Annotated in this window: 13 protein-coding genes; 3 read left to right on the plus strand and 10 right to left on the minus strand. The window is 66.5% G+C overall.

Annotated features, from left to right (window positions below; translation table 11 throughout):
* Window positions 1-10: 10 nt before the first annotated feature.
* Window positions 11-1,951, minus strand: coding sequence for a methyl-accepting chemotaxis protein (locus PFX98_RS07270; RefSeq protein ID WP_285234517.1), 1,941 nt, complete (start codon window positions 1,949-1,951; stop codon window positions 11-13).
* A gap of 160 nt (window positions 1,952-2,111) precedes the next feature.
* Window positions 2,112-2,351 (minus strand): hypothetical protein, encoded by a 240-nt coding sequence (locus PFX98_RS07275; protein WP_285234518.1) that lies wholly within the window; start codon window positions 2,349-2,351, stop codon window positions 2,112-2,114.
* A gap of 149 nt (window positions 2,352-2,500) precedes the next feature.
* Between PFX98_RS07275 and PFX98_RS07280 the strand changes: the two genes are divergently transcribed.
* A complete protein-coding gene (locus PFX98_RS07280; protein WP_285234519.1) occupies window positions 2,501-3,922 on the plus strand; it encodes an FAD-binding oxidoreductase in 1,422 nt (473 codons plus the stop codon).
* 8 nt (window positions 3,923-3,930) lie between these two features.
* Here the strand turns inward: PFX98_RS07280 and PFX98_RS07285 are convergent, their stop codons facing one another.
* The 6 genes from PFX98_RS07285 to PFX98_RS07310 all read right to left on the minus strand — a co-directional run bounded on the left by PFX98_RS07285 (window position 3,931) and on the right by PFX98_RS07310 (window position 11,702).
* Complete coding sequence (locus PFX98_RS07285) at window positions 3,931-4,947, minus strand: hypothetical protein (protein WP_285234520.1); 1,017 nt, start codon at window positions 4,945-4,947, stop codon at window positions 3,931-3,933.
* A 108-nt stretch (window positions 4,948-5,055) separates the two neighbouring features.
* A complete protein-coding gene (locus tag PFX98_RS07290) occupies window positions 5,056-6,654 on the minus strand; it encodes a SpoVR family protein (protein ID WP_425334676.1) in 1,599 nt (532 codons plus the stop codon).
* A complete protein-coding gene (locus PFX98_RS07295; protein WP_285234521.1) occupies window positions 6,651-7,931 on the minus strand; it encodes a YeaH/YhbH family protein in 1,281 nt (426 codons plus the stop codon). Before PFX98_RS07295 ends, PFX98_RS07290 begins: the two co-directional genes overlap by 4 nt.
* 13 nt (window positions 7,932-7,944) lie before the next feature.
* Window positions 7,945-9,867 (minus strand): PrkA family serine protein kinase, encoded by a 1,923-nt coding sequence (locus PFX98_RS07300; protein WP_285234522.1) that lies wholly within the window; start codon window positions 9,865-9,867, stop codon window positions 7,945-7,947.
* A gap of 370 nt (window positions 9,868-10,237) precedes the next feature.
* Window positions 10,238-11,137: a ParB/RepB/Spo0J family partition protein gene (locus tag PFX98_RS07305; protein ID WP_285234523.1), complete on the minus strand. Its 900-nt coding sequence runs from the start codon at window positions 11,135-11,137 to the stop codon at window positions 10,238-10,240.
* Window positions 11,138-11,153: 16 nt separating this feature from the next.
* The gene (locus PFX98_RS07310; RefSeq protein ID WP_285234524.1) at window positions 11,154-11,702 is read right to left on the minus strand and encodes an RBBP9/YdeN family alpha/beta hydrolase; all 549 of its coding nucleotides are present in this window, start codon (window positions 11,700-11,702) and stop codon (window positions 11,154-11,156) included.
* Window positions 11,703-11,753: 51 nt separating this feature from the next.
* Between PFX98_RS07310 and argC the strand changes: the two genes are divergently transcribed.
* Together argC and PFX98_RS07320 are read left to right on the plus strand one after the other, a co-directional pair.
* Complete coding sequence (gene argC, locus PFX98_RS07315; protein WP_285234525.1) at window positions 11,754-12,707, plus strand: N-acetyl-gamma-glutamyl-phosphate reductase; 954 nt, start codon at window positions 11,754-11,756, stop codon at window positions 12,705-12,707.
* Complete coding sequence (locus tag PFX98_RS07320) at window positions 12,704-13,138, plus strand: GNAT family N-acetyltransferase (RefSeq protein WP_285234526.1); 435 nt, start codon at window positions 12,704-12,706, stop codon at window positions 13,136-13,138. The genes argC and PFX98_RS07320 overlap by 4 nt, the downstream gene beginning before the upstream one ends.
* A 7-nt stretch (window positions 13,139-13,145) precedes the next feature.
* Here PFX98_RS07320 and PFX98_RS07325 read toward each other — a convergent pair whose 3' ends face one another.
* Complete coding sequence (locus tag PFX98_RS07325) at window positions 13,146-13,937, minus strand: GNAT family N-acetyltransferase (RefSeq protein ID WP_285234527.1); 792 nt, start codon at window positions 13,935-13,937, stop codon at window positions 13,146-13,148.
* Window positions 13,934-14,704: a ParA family protein gene (locus tag PFX98_RS07330; protein ID WP_285234528.1), complete on the minus strand. Its 771-nt coding sequence runs from the start codon at window positions 14,702-14,704 to the stop codon at window positions 13,934-13,936. Before PFX98_RS07330 ends, PFX98_RS07325 begins: the two co-directional genes overlap by 4 nt.
* Window positions 14,705-14,708: the final 4 nt, after the last annotated feature.

Consider the following 14,708-nt stretch of genomic DNA (forward strand, 5'->3'; position numbering starts at 1 on the left):
CTTGCCTTACTCAAGCCCGGCCCGCGCCGGGCACCCGGAAGGTGTTCACCAACTCGGCCAGATGCTGGGCCTGCTCACGCAAGCTCATGCCGGCCGCGGCCGTCTGCTCCACCAGGGCGGCGTTCTGCTGCGTCAGCTCGTCCATGTGCGAGACCGCCTCGTTGATCTGCACCAGGCCGCCGGTCTGCTCGGTGGAGGCCTGGCTGATGCGCGCCACCATCTCGGCCAGGCTGCGGATCGAGCTGACCGTGTCCTGCATGGTGACGCCCGCGCCATTCACCAGCTTGGCACCCGCACCGACCTGATTGACGCTGGTGGCGATCAGCTGCTTGATCTGCTTGGCGGCCTCGGCGCTGCGCTGTGCCAGCGCTCGCACCTCGGAGGCCACCACCGCAAAGCCGCGCCCCTGCTCGCCGGCGCGGGCCGCCTCGACGGCGGCGTTGAGCGCCAGGATATTGGTCTGGAAGGCGATGCTGTCGATCACCGCGATGATCTCCTCGATCTTGCGGCTGCTGGCCTCGATGTCGCCCATGGTGCTGATGATCTGCGCCACCGCCTGGCCGCCGGTCAGCGCGACCTCGCAGGCGCGCTGGGCCAGGCCGCTGGCCTCGGCGGCCTGGTCGGCATTGCTGCGCACCGTCACGGTCAGCTCTTCCATCGAGCTGGCGGTCTGCTGCAGTGCCGAGGCCTGCTGCTCGGTGCGTTGCGAGAGGTCGTTGTTGCCCTGAGCCAGCTCTTGCGAGGCCTGGGCCACATGGTCGGCATTGCCGCGCACCTCGCCAATCACGCCGCGCAGGCCGTCGCGCATCGCCAGCAGCGACTGGTTGAGCTGGCCGATCTCGTCCCTGGAGCTGGCATCCACATCGCCGCTCAGATCGCGGCGTGCAATCTGGTCGGCCAGCACCACCGCGTGGCCCAGCGGCACGATGATGCTGCGCGAGATGCCGCGCGCCACCAGCAGGATGATCGCCATCATCAGGGCCAGCAGGATCAGCACGATCCAGCTGCTCCATTGCAGTTCGCGCACACGCTGGCTCAGCAGCTTCTCCAGCGCATCCATGGCCTGCTCGCCGCAGACGAACATCGCGTCGATGGTCTTGGTGTAGCTGGCGATGTAGTCGGGCGCCGGGTACTTGAGCTCGGTGGCGGCGACAAGCTCCTGGCGCGTCAGCTGCAATGAGCCCTCCACCTGGCTTGCCAGGTTGGTGATGGCGCCGGCGAGCTGACGCTTCAGCTCTGCGTCGACGGCAAAGCTTTTCTCGAAGGCCGTGACCATGCCGCTGTGCTGGTCGGAGGCCTGCTGCACCAGGCCGGTCAGCAGGGTACGGCCTTCCGGACCGATCTGCGCCTCGGCCAGGAAGCCGGCTCCGCGCGCACGCGCCTGGCCCATGGCCTCGGTGGCCAGCGGCAGCTTGACCAGGCTGGCGGTGATGAGGAAGTAGGTGGCGGCCTCGGGGTCCAGGATCAGGCCTGACTGGTCGACCAACTGATCGAGCAGCTTGAAGTAGACCGCGATCAGCTGCGCATGCTTGCTGCTGCTCTGTGCCGCCTTCAGCGACTTGGCATCCACCTCGCCGGACAGCGCCTGCCACTGCTGCTGCGCGTTCTGCCAGGTCTTGCGCATCGGCTCGGTCAGCTCCAGCCGGGTCAGCATGCCGTCCACCTTGGCGAACTGCTTCTTGACCTCGGCGTTCTTGGCGGCGCGCGCGTCCTGCACCGCGTTGTTACCGCCCAGCTGCGCGGCCGAGAGGCCACGGTGTTGCTGGGTCAGTTGGGTGAGTTTGACGAGCTGGCGCGCCGGCGCCAGGCCTTCGAGCTCACCCTCGGCGGCGGCGGCCAGGTCGCGCGCCTGCTTGATCTGGAAGGCCGAGGGGATGCTGAGTGCCAGCAGGACGAGCAGGCTCAACAGCAGGAGCTTGCGGCGGATGGTGAGTCGGTTCAGCAGGCTCATGGAGATTCTCCTCAGAGCGCAGAAAGGGCGGCTGCCATGCCACCCGAACGACTCAGCGCGTGCTCCCACCTGTGCTCTTGGGCAACAGGACCGCTGACTTGGCCTTTGCTAGTCTACGCAGCCGTGCGAACGCCGGCCAGCCCTTATTCGCGGCAGGGCATCAGCCGCGCCGGCCGCTGCGATGGAAGTCGGGCTTGCGCGCCATCTGCGAATGTGCCGGCTCGGTGGGTTCCGGGAAAGCGGCGCCATGATGCAGCTCGGTGGGCGGTGGCGGCACCGGGGGACTGGGGGCCTTGAACAGGTTCAGCACGATGGCCGGCAAGAGATCAAAGCGCACCGCGCCGGCCAGGGCCAGCACCAGCACCAACAGGATCAGCAGGGATGAAGCAAGGTCGGACATGGATGGCCTCCGGGCTGTGCGCGTGTAACGATGGTGGCACTGCGAGCGCGGGTGCACAAGTGGCGCGGCTTGCGTGATCGCAAGCATTCAGCATGGGTTCAGCCCCGGCTTCCTAGAATGCCTGTTCCACCGGCCCGGAGGATTCCGCCATGAACGCTGCCCTGCCTCGCGATCTGCTACCCGACTATGCGCCGCGGCCCCTGCCTGCGGCGATGCTGGAGGCCTTGCAGGCGCGCTTTGGCAGCCGTTGCTCGGTGGCGCTGGCGCTGCGCGAGCAGCATGGCCGGGATGAGTCGCCCTTCGACGTGCCGCCGCCCGATGCGGTGGTGTTTGCCGAAACGAACGAGGAGGTGGCCTTGGTCGTGGCGCTGGCTCAGCAGCACCGCGTGCCGGTGATCCCCTATGGCGCCGGCACCTCGCTGGAAGGCCATCTGCTGGCGGTGCAGGGTGGGGTGAGCCTGGATGTGTCGCGCATGAACAAGATCCTGCGCGTGCATGCCGAGGACCTGACCGTGACGGTGCAGGCCGGCGTGACGCGCAACCAGCTCAACAACGAGCTCAGGCACCAGGGCCTGTTCTTCCCGATCGACCCGGGTGCCGATGCCTCGCTGGGCGGCATGGCGGCCACGCGCGCCAGCGGCACGAATGCGGTGCGCTACGGCACCATGCGCGAGAACGTGCTGGGCCTGACGGTGGTGACGGCGCAGGGCGAGATCGCGCAGACCGGTTCGCGTGCGCGCAAGAGCAGCGCCGGCTACGACCTGACGCGCCTGTATGTGGGCAGCGAGGGCACGCTGGGCGTGATCACCGAGCTCACGCTCAAGCTCTATCCGCTGCCCGAGGCGGTGTCGGCGGCGGTGTGCTTCTTTCCCAGCATCGATGCGGCGGTGCAGACCACCATCCAGATCATCCAGATGGGCGTGCCGATCGCGCGCTGCGAGTTGCTGGACGCCAACACGGTGCGGGCGGTGAACCTGCACGACCGCCTGGGCCTGCGCGAGTCGGCCATGCTGCTGATGGAGTTCCATGGCTCGCCGGCCAGCGTGGCCGAGCAGGCCGCCACGGTGCAGGAGATTGCGCGCGAGTTCGGTGGCGAGGACTTCGACTGGGCCACCACGCCCGAGGCGCGCAGCAAGCTCTGGACCGCGCGCCACCATGCCTACCTCTCGGCCCTGCAGACGCGGCCGGGCTGCCGCTGCGTCACCACCGATACCTGCGTGCCGATCTCACGCCTGGCCGAGAGCATCAATGCCTCGGTGCGGGAGGTGGAGGAGGCCGGCATTCCCTACTTCATCGTCGGCCATGTGGGCGACGGCAATTTCCACCTCGGCTATCTGATCGACCCGGCCAAGCCCGCGGAGCGCGAGACCGCCGAGCGCCTCAGCCATCAGATGGTGGCGCGCGCGCTGGCGCTGGAGGGCACCTGCACGGGCGAGCACGGCATCGGCCTGCACAAGCAGGGCTTTCTGGTGGAAGAGGCGGGCGAGGCCGCGGTGGCGCTGATGCGCACGCTCAAGCGCGCGCTCGACCCGCACAACATCATGAACCCGGGCAAGATCTTCCGGATCTAGCGCTCAGCTCAGTTCAGCTCGCTGACGCTGTAGCTGGGCGTGTCGCTGCCGCTCGCATAGCTGGCGGTGACGGTGTAGCGCTTGGTGGCGCCCGCCGCGCTGATCTGCACTGCATAGACCACGCTGGCGGCGGCCGAGGCGGTGACCTCCACCTTGGCGCTGGCAGCGTTGCTGGCGGCCAGCGTGGCGATCGAGCCCAGGGCGGGCCGCGAGGCCTTCAGCTCCCAGGGCTTGAGCAGGTAATCGATCTTGTTGCCGCTGCCGCTGGCCCAGTAGGGCTGGCGCACCTGGGCGTTGGCCAGGCGGTACTGGGTGTTGGTGAGCGGGCCTTCCAGCTGGACCTTGCTGAGCACCAGATCGCCGATGGTGAGGGTGGGGGCACCGCTGGCGTCGTAGTCCACCGTGGCCACCGAGCTGTCGGGGCCGAAGCTGTACTCGCCCAGCTTGCCGGCGAAGGCCGTGGTGCTGAGCTTGAGGTGGGCGTTGGCGTAGCTGCTGGCTTTGGTGTCGATCTCGCTGAGGAAGTCGATGCGGTACTGGCCGCTCAGGCTGATGGCGAGCCCATCGACCGGGCCGGCCAGGTTGGTGAAGCTCATCGCGATGAAGCTGCTGGCCGGGATCTTGACGGCGTCGGCGGCGAAATTGGCCTCCACCGTGGCCGAGCCGGTGCAGGGGCCGGTGAACAGGTCCAGTTCCACACAGGTGAAGGCCTCGACCGCCTGCGCCTTGCCGAGCGCCAGCACCTGGGCGCGCGGCCGCTTGGCCGCCGCGGCATTGGCCGCGGCCGCACTGGGGCTGCCCAGGTCGAACAAGGGGTTCTGGCCCAGCACCACGCTCTTGCTCACCGCCGTGTTGGCGGCGCTCAGGCTGCCCTCCACCGCCTTCTGCGCCTCGGAGCTGGCGGCGTAGAGGTTGTCGGTGGGGCTGCTGCTGTCGGAGGAGCCGCCGCCACCGCAGGCGGCCAGCGCGGCGGCCAGGCCGAGGGCCGCCAAGCGGCCGGGCCGCGGGTTGATGAGCACAGACATGGGGAACTCCCTGAGCGAGCGATAGCCAGCAAATTCTAGGAGTCGGCAGCCGCTTCGCGCGTCGCAAGTAGGGCGGCTAAGCCCCGCTATTGACCTGTTCAGCCCCCTTCAATGTTCGGGAGCCGGCACGCTCCAGCGCTGGGTGATGTCGCCCAGGGCGTTGGCGCTTTCCAGGTGCACGCCAAAGCCCCACAGCCTTGCCACATGCTTGAGCACCTCCTGCGCGGTCTCATGCAGGGGGCGGTCCATGTGCTGGGTGTGGCGCAGGGTCAGCGAACGGTCGCCGCGCAGATTGACGTTCCAGACCTGGATATTGGGTTCGCGGGTGGAGAGGTCGTACTGCTTGGACAGGGCCTCGCGCACATGCTGGTAGCCGGACTCGTCGTGGATGGCCGAGATCTCGTAATCCTTGAGCTTCTCGTCGTCGACGATGGAGAAGAGGCGGAACTCGCGCATCAGATTCGGGCTGAGGTACTGGCCGATGAAGCTCTCGTCCTTGAAGTTGCGCATCGCATGGTGCAGGGTGGGCAGCCAGTCGCTGCCGGCGATGTCGGGGAACCAGCGCCGGTCTTCCTCGGTGGGCTGCTCGCAGATGCGCTTGATGTCGGTGTACATCGCGAAGCCCAGCGCATAGGGATTGAGGTTGGCCATGGGCTGCTGGGCGATCACATTGGTGTGCGACTTCAGCCACTCGATCATCATGCCGTCGCTGAGGTAGCCGTCGTCATACATCTGGTTCAGCAGGCGGTGGTGCCAGAAGGTGGCCCAGCCCTCGTTCATCACCTGGGTCTGGCGCTGCGGATAGAAGTACTGGGCGATCTTGCGCACGATGCGCACCACCTCGCGCTGCCAGGGTTCCAGCAGCGGCGCGTTCTTCTCGATGAAGTAGAGGATGTTCTCCTGCGGCTCCTCGGGGAAGCGACGCGCGCTTTGCGCCTCGGCCTCCTTGTCGGCGCGGCGCGGCAGGGTGCGCCAGAGGTCATTGATCTGCTGCTGGGCGTAATGCTCGCGGTCCTTGAGCCTGGCGCGCTCCTCGGCCAGCGAGAGCTTGGCCGGGCGGCGATAGCGGTCCACGCCATGGTTCATCAGCGCGTGGCAGGAATCCAGCAAGGCCTCCACCGCTTCCATGCCGTGGCGCTCCTCGCATTCGGCCACATAGTTCTTGGCATAGACCAGGTAGTCGATGATGGACGAGGCGTCGGTCCACATGCGGAACAGGTAGTTGCCCTTGAAGAAGCTGTTGTGGCCGTAGCAGGCATGGGCGATCACCAGGGCCTGCATGGCCATGGTGTTCTCCTCCATCAGGTAGGCGATGCAGGGGTCGGAGTTGATGACGATCTCGTAGGCCAGGCCCATCTGGCCGCGCTTGTAGTTGCGCTCGGTGGCGATGAACTCCTTGCCATAGCTCCAGTGCCGGTAGTTCACCGGCATGCCCACCGAGGCGTAGGCGTCCATCATCTGCTCGGCGGTGATGATCTCCAGCTGGTTGGGATAGGTGTCCAGGCCATAGCGCTCGGCGGTGGCACGGATCACGTCGTGATATTCGTCGATCAGCTCGAAGGTCCAGTCGCTGGGCGATGCCAGGTGCTGGCTGGGGCGCCTGGGCAGGGGCTTCATCTCGCGCAGCGGCTCGGGCGTGCGGCGGCCGCCGTATTCGCCGCTGTCCGAGGCCCTTCCGATATTGCGGCGGTTCTCGATCTGGCTCATGTGCTTGCTCCTTCCTTCTTGAACAAGTCACGGAACACCGGGTAGATCTGCGCCACCTCCACCGCCTTGCGCATCGCGAACGGATAGCCCTCGTCGGCCAGCTTGCAGTATTCCTCCCAGAGGTTCTGCTCCTGCTCGGCCACCTGCACATAGGCGAAGTAGCGGCACAGGGGCAGGATCTTCTCGGCCAGCAGCTCGCGGCAGCGGCCGCTGTCGTGGTGCCAGTTGTCGCCGTCGCTGGCCTGGGCGCCGTAGATATTCCACTCGGTGGGGGAATAGCGCTCGCGGATGATCTGTTCCATCAGCACCAGGGCCGAGGAAACCACCGTGCCGCCGGTTTCGGTGGCGTGGAAGAAGTTCTGCTCGTCCACCTCCTGGGCCTGGGTGTGGTGGCGGATGAAGACCACGTCGATCTTCTCGTAATGCCGTGTCAGGAACAGGTAGAGCAGGATGAAGAAGCGCTTGGCCAGATCCTTGCGCGATTCGTCCATCGAGCCCGACACATCCATCAGGCAGAACATCACGGCTCTTGTGGTCGGCACCGGCACGCGCACGCGGCTGCGAAAGCGCAGATCGATGGGGTCGAGAAAGGGGATCCGGGCGATGCGTTCCTTCAGCAGCGCGATGCGCGCCTCGGTCTCGGCGATCAGGGCCTTCACATCGGGCTTGCTGGCGTCCTCGCGCTTGAGCAGCTCCAGGCGTTCCTCCAACTCGTGCAACTCGCGCCGCTTGCCCATGCCCAGCGCGATGCGCCGGCCTAATGCGCCGCGCATCGAGCGCACCACATGCAGATTGGTGGGCGTGCCATCGCTGGTGTAGCCGGCCCGGTGCGTCTTGTACTCGGGGGTGTCGGCCAGCGTGGTGCGCGCCAGATTGGGCAGGGCCAGGTCCTCGAAGAAGACCTGCATGAACTCTTCTTTGCTGAGGTGGAAGACGAAGTCGTCCTCGCCCTCGCCGGAGTCGCTCGCCTTGCCGCCGCCCTGACCCTGGCCGCCACCCTTGGGCTTGGGCACGCGGTCGCCCTTCACATGCTCGGTATTGCCGGGGCGCACGACTTCCCGCACCCCGCCCTCGCCATGGCCGAACACCGGCTCGCTGAGGTCCTTCTTGGGGATGTGCACATCCTCGCCGCGCTCCATGTCGCGGATACCGCGCCCGTCCACGGCGCGGCGCACCGCCTCGCGGATCTGCTCCTTGTGGCGGCGCAGGAAGCGCTCGCGATTGCCTATGGACTTGTTCTTTCCCGAGAGCCGCCGATCAATGATCTGTTGCAGCATTTGTGCTCCTGGTTCAAGAACTCTTGCGCACTCTCAAGTACCACTCGCAGAGCAGGCGCACCTGCTTGGCCGTGTAGCCCTTGTCCACCATGCGCTGCACGAAGTTCTCGTGCTTCTTGGCCTCGTCGGCACTGGCCTTGGCGTTGAAGCTGATCACCGGCAGCAGCTCCTCGGTGTTGGAGAACATCTTCTTCTCGATCACCGTGCGCAGCTTCTCGTAGCTGGTCCAGGCCGGGTTCTTGCCGGCGTTGTTGGCGCGCGCGCGCAACACGAAGTTGACGATCTCGTTGCGGAAGTCCTTGGGGTTGCTGATGCCGGCCGGCTTCTCGATCTTCTCGAGCTCGGCGTTCAGGGCCGAGCGGTCGAACACCTCGCCGGTGTCGGTGTCGCGGTACTCCTGGTCCTGGATCCAGTAGTCGGCATAGGTGACGTAGCGGTCGAAGATGTTCTGGCCGTACTCGCTATAGCTTTCCAGGTAGGCGGTCTGGATCTCCTTGCCGATGAACTCGGCATAGCGCGGCGCCAGATGCTCCTTGATGAAGCCGATGTACTTGTCTTCCAGCTCCTTGGGGAACTGCTCGCGCTCGATCTGCTGCTCCAGCACATACATCAGGTGCACCGGATTGGCCGCCACCTCGCTGGAGTCGAAGTTGAAGACCTTGGAGAGGATCTTGTAGGCAAAGCGCGTGGAGACGCCGCTCATGCCCTCGTCGACGCCGGCATAGTCGCGGTACTCCTGGTAGCTCTTGGCGCGTGGGTCGGTGTCCTTGAGGTTCTCGCCATCGTAGATCTGCATCTTCGAGTACAGCGAGGAGTTCTCGGGTTCCTTCAGTCTCGTGAGGATGGCGAACTGGCTCATCATCTTGAGCGTGCCGGGGGCGCACTTGGCGTCGGACAGCGAGGAGCCGCGGATCAGCTTCTCGTAGATCTTCACCTCTTCGCTGACGCGCAGGCAGTAGGGCACCTTGACGATGTAGATGCGATCCAGGAAGGCCTCGTTGTTCTTGTTGTTGCGGAAGGTCTTCCACTCACTCTCGTTGCTATGCGCCAGCACGATGCCGTCGAAGGGGATGGCGCCAAAGCCCTCGGTGCCCTTGAAGTTGCCTTCCTGCGTGGCGGTCAGCAGCGGGTGCAGCACCTTGATGGGAGCCTTGAACATTTCCACGAATTCCAAGAGCCCCTGATTCGCCAGGCAGAGGCCGCCGGAATAGCTGTAGGCGTCGGGATCGTCCTGCGCATAGGTCTCGAGCTTGCGGATGTCGACCTTGCCCACCAGCGAGGAAATGTCTTGGTTGTTTTCGTCGCCCGGCTCGGTCTTGGCCACGCCGACCTGCTTGAGCACGCTGGGGTAGCGCTTCACCACCTTGAAGCGGCGGATGTCGCCGCCGAACTCGTCCAGGCGCTTCACCGCCCAGGGGCTGAGGATGCGGTTCAGATAGCGGCGCGGGATGCCGTATTCCTTCTCCAGCAGCGGGCCGTCCTCGGCCGCGTCGAACAGGCCCAGCGGCGATTCGTTCACCGGCGAGCCGGCCAGCGCATAGAAGGGCACATGCTCCATCAGCTGCTTGAGGCGCTCGGCGATCGAGCTCTTGCCGCCGCCCACCGGGCCCAGCAGATAGAGGATCTGCTTCTTCTCTTCCAGGCCTTGCGCGGCATGGCGGAAATAACTCACCACCTGCTCGATCGCATCCTCCATGCCATAGAACTCGGCGAAGGCGGGGTAGAGCTTGATGGTCTTGTTGGCGAACAGGCGCGAGAGGCGCTGGTCGTGGCGGGTGTCCACCGTATGCGGCTCACCGATGGCCTGCAGCATGCGCTCGGCGGCGCTGGCGTAGGCGAGGGGATTGCGCTTGCACTCGGCGAGGTATTCCTCAAGCGTGAGTTCCTCGACGCGGGTGCGTTCGTAGCGTGCGGCAAAACTGCTGATCACGTCCATGCTGACCTCCTGTGTTCGTGGGAGGCGACGCCGGATCCGGCAGCGATGCTGGCGTCGTCTGGGAAGTTCTGGCGGCGTCCTGAAACAAGGCGCCGTCAGAGCTTTCCTGAGCTCGGCATGTCTACAGCTTCGATCAAGGCAAGCGAGTCAATGCTTTGAAAAAGAGGGCAGTTGGCGCCGCCCAAATTCGATCGCTTGACACCATGCTACGCCCATCCGCCATCATGTGCGCGGCAGGCGACGTGATGCCCTTCACACTGCCTTCAGCGTGTTGCGCGCACGGCCAGTTGACAGCTGTTTGCATGGCCCGAGTTTGCATGAAAAAAGCCGTGCGCTCCGGCACGGCTTCGCTGCATTGCTGCTTTGCTTTTTACTGCGGACCGCGCAGCCTGTCGATCAGGCCGTTGAGCTCGTCGAGCGAGCCGAACTGGATGCTGAGCTCGCCCTGTTCGCCGCGCTTGGTGCGCTTCTTCACCACGATCTCGACCTGTGCGGTGAGCAGATCGGACAACTCTTCCTCGAGCCGCAAGAGGTCGCGGCTCTTCTCGTTCTTGACGCGCAGCAAGGGCGTCTGGCGGCCCGCGCCCTGACGCTGCACCAGCTTCTCGGCCTCGCGCACGCTGAGCTTCTTGGCGGCGATCTCGGTGGCGCAGGTGATCTGGTGCGCGCCGTCCAGGGCCAGCAGGGCGCGCGCATGGCCCATGTCCAGATCGCCCGCCATCAGCATGTTCTGCACCGGGCTGGCGAGCTGCAGCAGACGCAGCAGATTGCTGGCGGCACTGCGCGAGCGACCCACTGCCTGGGCGGCCTGTTCGTGCGTGAGACCGAACTCCTCGGTGAGGCGCTTCAGACCCTGCGCCTCTTCGAGCGGATTGAGGTCCTCGCGCTGGATGTTCTCGATCAGGGCCATCGCCGCGGCGGCCTCGTCGGGCACCGCCTTCACCAGCACCGGCACCTCGCGCAGGCCTGCCAGCTTGGCGGCGCGGAAGCGCCGTTCGCCGGCGATGATCTCGTAGCGCACCGCGCCATCCGGCTTGATGGGGCGCACGAGGATGGGCTGCATGATGCCCTGCGCCTTGATGCTTTCGGCCAGCTCGTAGAGCGAGCCTTCGTCCATGCGCGTGCGCGGCTGGTACTTGCCGGCCTGCATCTGCTCCAGCCTCAGTTGGCTGGGCTCGCCGTCACCGGCGGGTGCGGCGGATTCGCTGACTTTGGGGCCGAGCAAGGCCTCCAGGCCCATGCCCAGGCCCTTGGGTTTTTTTGTCACCATAGGGCGCGATTGTCCCTTACTGCCGGAGTTGGCCCAGCAGGGCCTGGCCGGCGGGCCAGTCGCCCAGTCCGGACGCCGTGTTGAGATGGCCCAGCGCGCCGGCGATCACCAGCTTGGCGCCCCAGTCGGCGGCCATTTGCGCGCCGCGCTCCGGTGCACAGAAGGGGTCATCGCTGCTCACCACCGCGATGGCGGGAAAGGGCAGGGCGCGGCGCCGGATCGGCCGCCAGTTGTGCAGCTGTGGCGGCATGTCATCGCGCTCGGTATCGGGCGGCGCCACCAGCAGTGCGCCCGCCACGCGGGCGCTGTGCCGGCTGTGCTCGGCCCAGCTGGCCACCAACTGGCAGCCCAGGCTGTGCGCCACCAGCAGGGCCGGCCGGTGCAGCAGGCGGGCGTCGTTCAGGAGCACCTCGTCCAGGCGCGCCATCCAGTCGCCACGGCGCGGCCAATCCCAGTCGGCCTGCTCGATGCGCTGGTGCCCCAGCTCGCGCTCCCAGCGGCTCTGCCAATGCTCGGGATCCGAGTTCAACCAGCCGGGCAACAGGTATACAGGGTGATCCGACATGCTTTGGCTTTATGCTTTCAGTCCTTTTGTTTGGATTGTGCTGGAGAAGTCATGACGTACGCGGTGTTTGTGGATGGCCAGGAGGGCACGACGGGCCTGCGTATTCACGAGTACCTGGCCCAGCGCCAAGACATCGAGGTGCTGCGCATTGACGCCGACAAGCGCAAGGACGCCACCGAACGCGCGCGCCTGCTGAACGCCGCCGATGTGGCCTTTCTCTGCCTGCCCGACGCCGCCTCGCGCGAGGCCGCGGCCATGATCAGCAATCCCAACACCTGCCTGATCGACGCCAGCACCGCGCACCGCACGGTGCCGGGCTGGACCTTCGGCCTGCCCGAGCTGTGCAAGGGCCAGCGCGAGGCCATCCGCGCCGCCAAGCGCATCGCCAACCCGGGCTGCCATGCCAGCGCCTTCATCCTGGCGCTGCGCCCCTTGGTGGACGCCGGCCTGCTGAGCGCCGAGGCGCTGGTCTCGGCCACTTCCATCACCGGCTACTCGGGCGGTGGCAAGAGCATGATTGCCGAGTATGAAGCTGGCGGCGATGCCAGGCTGCAAGCCCCGCGCCCCTATGCCCTGGGCCTGACGCACAAGCACCTGCCCGAGATGATGGCGCACACCGGCCTGCGCCATGCGCCGGTGTTCCAGCCCATCGTCGGCAATTTCTACAAGGGCCTGGCGGTGAGCGTGCCCCTGCACCTGAGCCAGCTGCGCGCCGGCAGCACGCCCGCGCAGGTGCGCGAGGCCCTGGCCGCGCATTACGAGGGCGAGCGCTTCATCCGCGTGATGCCGCTGCGCGACCCCGCCACGCTGGAAGACGGCTTCTTCGATGTGCAGGCCTGTAACGACACGAATCGGGTGGACATCTTTGTGTTCGGCAGCCCGGACGACAAACCTGGCCAGATCCTCCTGATGGCGCGCCTGGACAACCTCGGTAAGGGCGCCAGCGGTGCCGCCGTGCAGGCGATGAATGTGCACCTGGGCGTGGAAGAGAGCCTGGGCCTTTGAGCGCGCTGCGGCAATGGCGGCGTGACGAGGAGGTGCCGCAGGCCGCGCTGGATGCGGTGCGCGAGGGCGTGTTCATCCACGGCCGCCAGCAGGCCCAGGGCAGCGATGCGCGCGACATTGCCTGCGCGCTCTACGAAGGCGATGAGCTGTTGGCGGGCGCTACCGGCCGCACCGAGTTCGGCCGGCTCTATGTGAACTACCTCTGGGTGGAGGCCGATCGGCGCGGCGAGGGGCTGGGCGGCGCATGCCTGCGCCAGCTCGAGGCGCAGGCGCTCAAACGCGGCTGCGTGGATGCGCTGATCGAGACCCTCTCGGACGAAACGGCGCAGATCTACGAGCACATGGGCTACGCCTGCATCGCCCATGTGCATGACTATGTGCCGGGCTTCACCCGCCACATCCTGCTCAAGGTCTGGAAGCCGCGCGACTGAGCGTCGCTCATGCCGCGGCGCGCGGATCGTGGCTGCGGTAGTGGTAGCGATAGGCCTGGATGAAGCCCAGCCTGCGGTACAGGCGCTGTGCCACGGCGTTCTCGGTGCCGACCTGCAGATAGGCCGCGCACGCGCCCTGCGCTGCCGCCTGACGCAAGAGGGCGCGGCACAGCTGCTCGCCATGCCCCTGGCCGCGCTGATCGGCCGGCGTGAAGATGTCGAACAGGCCGACCATGTCGCCCTCGCGTGCGAACTGGCCGCAGCAGAGCAGGGCGTTGTCGTTGCTGCGTTGCAGCAAAAAACCCTGGTAGGGAACGGTCGAGGCCTGCATGCGTTCGGCATGGGCGGCAATTTCGGTGGCGCTGGAGCCGCGCAGCAGGCCCACCGCCCGCGCATACGTATCCGCATCCACCGCCCGCAAGACCTGACCCTCGGGCAGGCCCTGCCATGCCGCATCGACGAGATGCGCGCGCACCATCACATCGGCGGCGTCGAACTCGAACCAGCCGCGCCCGGCCAACTGTTGGTCCAGGTCGGCGGGTTGGCTGTAAGGGGTGATGCGCAGCACCAGCGGCAGGCCGGCGGCGTCGAAGCTGGCCTGGCAACGCGCCAGCAATTCATCCAGCGGCAGGCTGCCGGCCTGCAGGGCGTTGATGCAGCGCGAGCGCTTGGCCTTGCCGGGAGAAAGGCGTATCAGCCAGCCATCCACCCAGGCCTCCTGCGGCGGTGCGCTGGCGTTCAGGCCGGCCTGCTCGGCGCGCTGCGCCAGCGCCGCCAATGCTGCGGTGTCCACCGTCACATCGTGGCGATGCGCCGCACCATCTCGCGGGCAAAGTCCACAAAGGCCTGGGCACCCTTGGAGCTGGGGTCGAACACCACGCCGGGCAACCCGTAGCTGGGCGCCTCGGCCAGTCGCACATTGCGCGGGATCACGGTGTCGAACACCTTGTCGCCGAAATGGGCCTTGAGCTGGTCGCTGACCTGGTTCTGCAGGGTGATGCGCGGGTCGAACATGACGCGCAGCAGGCCGATGATCTGCAGGTCGGCATTCAGATTGGCGTGCACCTGCTTGATGGTGTTGACCAGGTCCGACAGGCCTTCCAGCGCAAAGTACTCGCACTGCATGGGCACCACCACGCCATGGGCACAGCACAGGCCGTTGAGCGTCAGCATCGAGAGCGAGGGCGGGCAATCGATCAGGATGAAGTCGTAGTCGGCGCTGGCGGCGGCCAGGGCGGTCTTGAGGCGGCGCTCGCGGCGCTCCAGCTCCACCAGCTCGACCTCGGCGCCCGCCAGCTCGCGGTTCGCGCCCAGCACGTCGTAGCCGGCCTTCTCGCTGTGCTGCTTGGCCTCGGCCACGCTGGCGGATTCCAACAGCACGTCGTACACGCTCAGTTCCAGCGCGCGCTTGTCGATGCCCGAGCCCATGGTGGCGTTGCCCTGCGGGTCCAGATCCACCACCAGCACGCGCTGGCCCACCTTGGCCAAGCCGGCGGCAAGGTTGACGGTGGTGGTGGTCTTGCCGACCCCGCCCTTTTGATTGGCAACGCAGAAGATCTTGGCCATGGTC

Source organism: Paucibacter sediminis (assembly GCF_030254645.1).
Taxonomy (GTDB): Bacteria; Pseudomonadota; Gammaproteobacteria; order Burkholderiales; family Burkholderiaceae_C; genus Paucibacter_B; species Paucibacter_B sediminis.

Bases quoted from the DNA above. Each gene is read 5' to 3' on its own strand.
- PFX98_RS07290 (WP_425334676.1), bottom strand. From the start codon at position 6,654: ATGAGCCAGATCGAGAACCGCCGCAATATCGGAAGGGCCTCGGACAGC.
- PFX98_RS07295 (WP_285234521.1), bottom strand. From the start codon at position 7,931: ATGCTGCAACAGATCATTGATCGGCGGCTCTCGGGAAAGAACAAGTCC.
- PFX98_RS07270 (WP_285234517.1), bottom strand. From the start codon at position 1,951: ATGAGCCTGCTGAACCGACTCACCATCCGCCGCAAGCTCCTGCTGTTG.
- PFX98_RS07310 (WP_285234524.1), bottom strand. From the start codon at position 11,702: ATGTCGGATCACCCTGTATACCTGTTGCCCGGCTGGTTGAACTCGGAT.
- PFX98_RS07280 (WP_285234519.1), top strand. From the start codon at position 2,501: ATGAACGCTGCCCTGCCTCGCGATCTGCTACCCGACTATGCGCCGCGG.
- PFX98_RS07285 (WP_285234520.1), bottom strand. From the start codon at position 4,947: ATGTCTGTGCTCATCAACCCGCGGCCCGGCCGCTTGGCGGCCCTCGGC.
- PFX98_RS07305 (WP_285234523.1), bottom strand. From the start codon at position 11,137: ATGGTGACAAAAAAACCCAAGGGCCTGGGCATGGGCCTGGAGGCCTTG.
- PFX98_RS07275 (WP_285234518.1), bottom strand. From the start codon at position 2,351: ATGTCCGACCTTGCTTCATCCCTGCTGATCCTGTTGGTGCTGGTGCTG.
- argC (WP_285234525.1), top strand. From the start codon at position 11,754: ATGACGTACGCGGTGTTTGTGGATGGCCAGGAGGGCACGACGGGCCTG.
- PFX98_RS07330 (WP_285234528.1), bottom strand. From the start codon at position 14,704: ATGGCCAAGATCTTCTGCGTTGCCAATCAAAAGGGCGGGGTCGGCAAG.
- PFX98_RS07300 (WP_285234522.1), bottom strand. From the start codon at position 9,867: ATGGACGTGATCAGCAGTTTTGCCGCACGCTACGAACGCACCCGCGTC.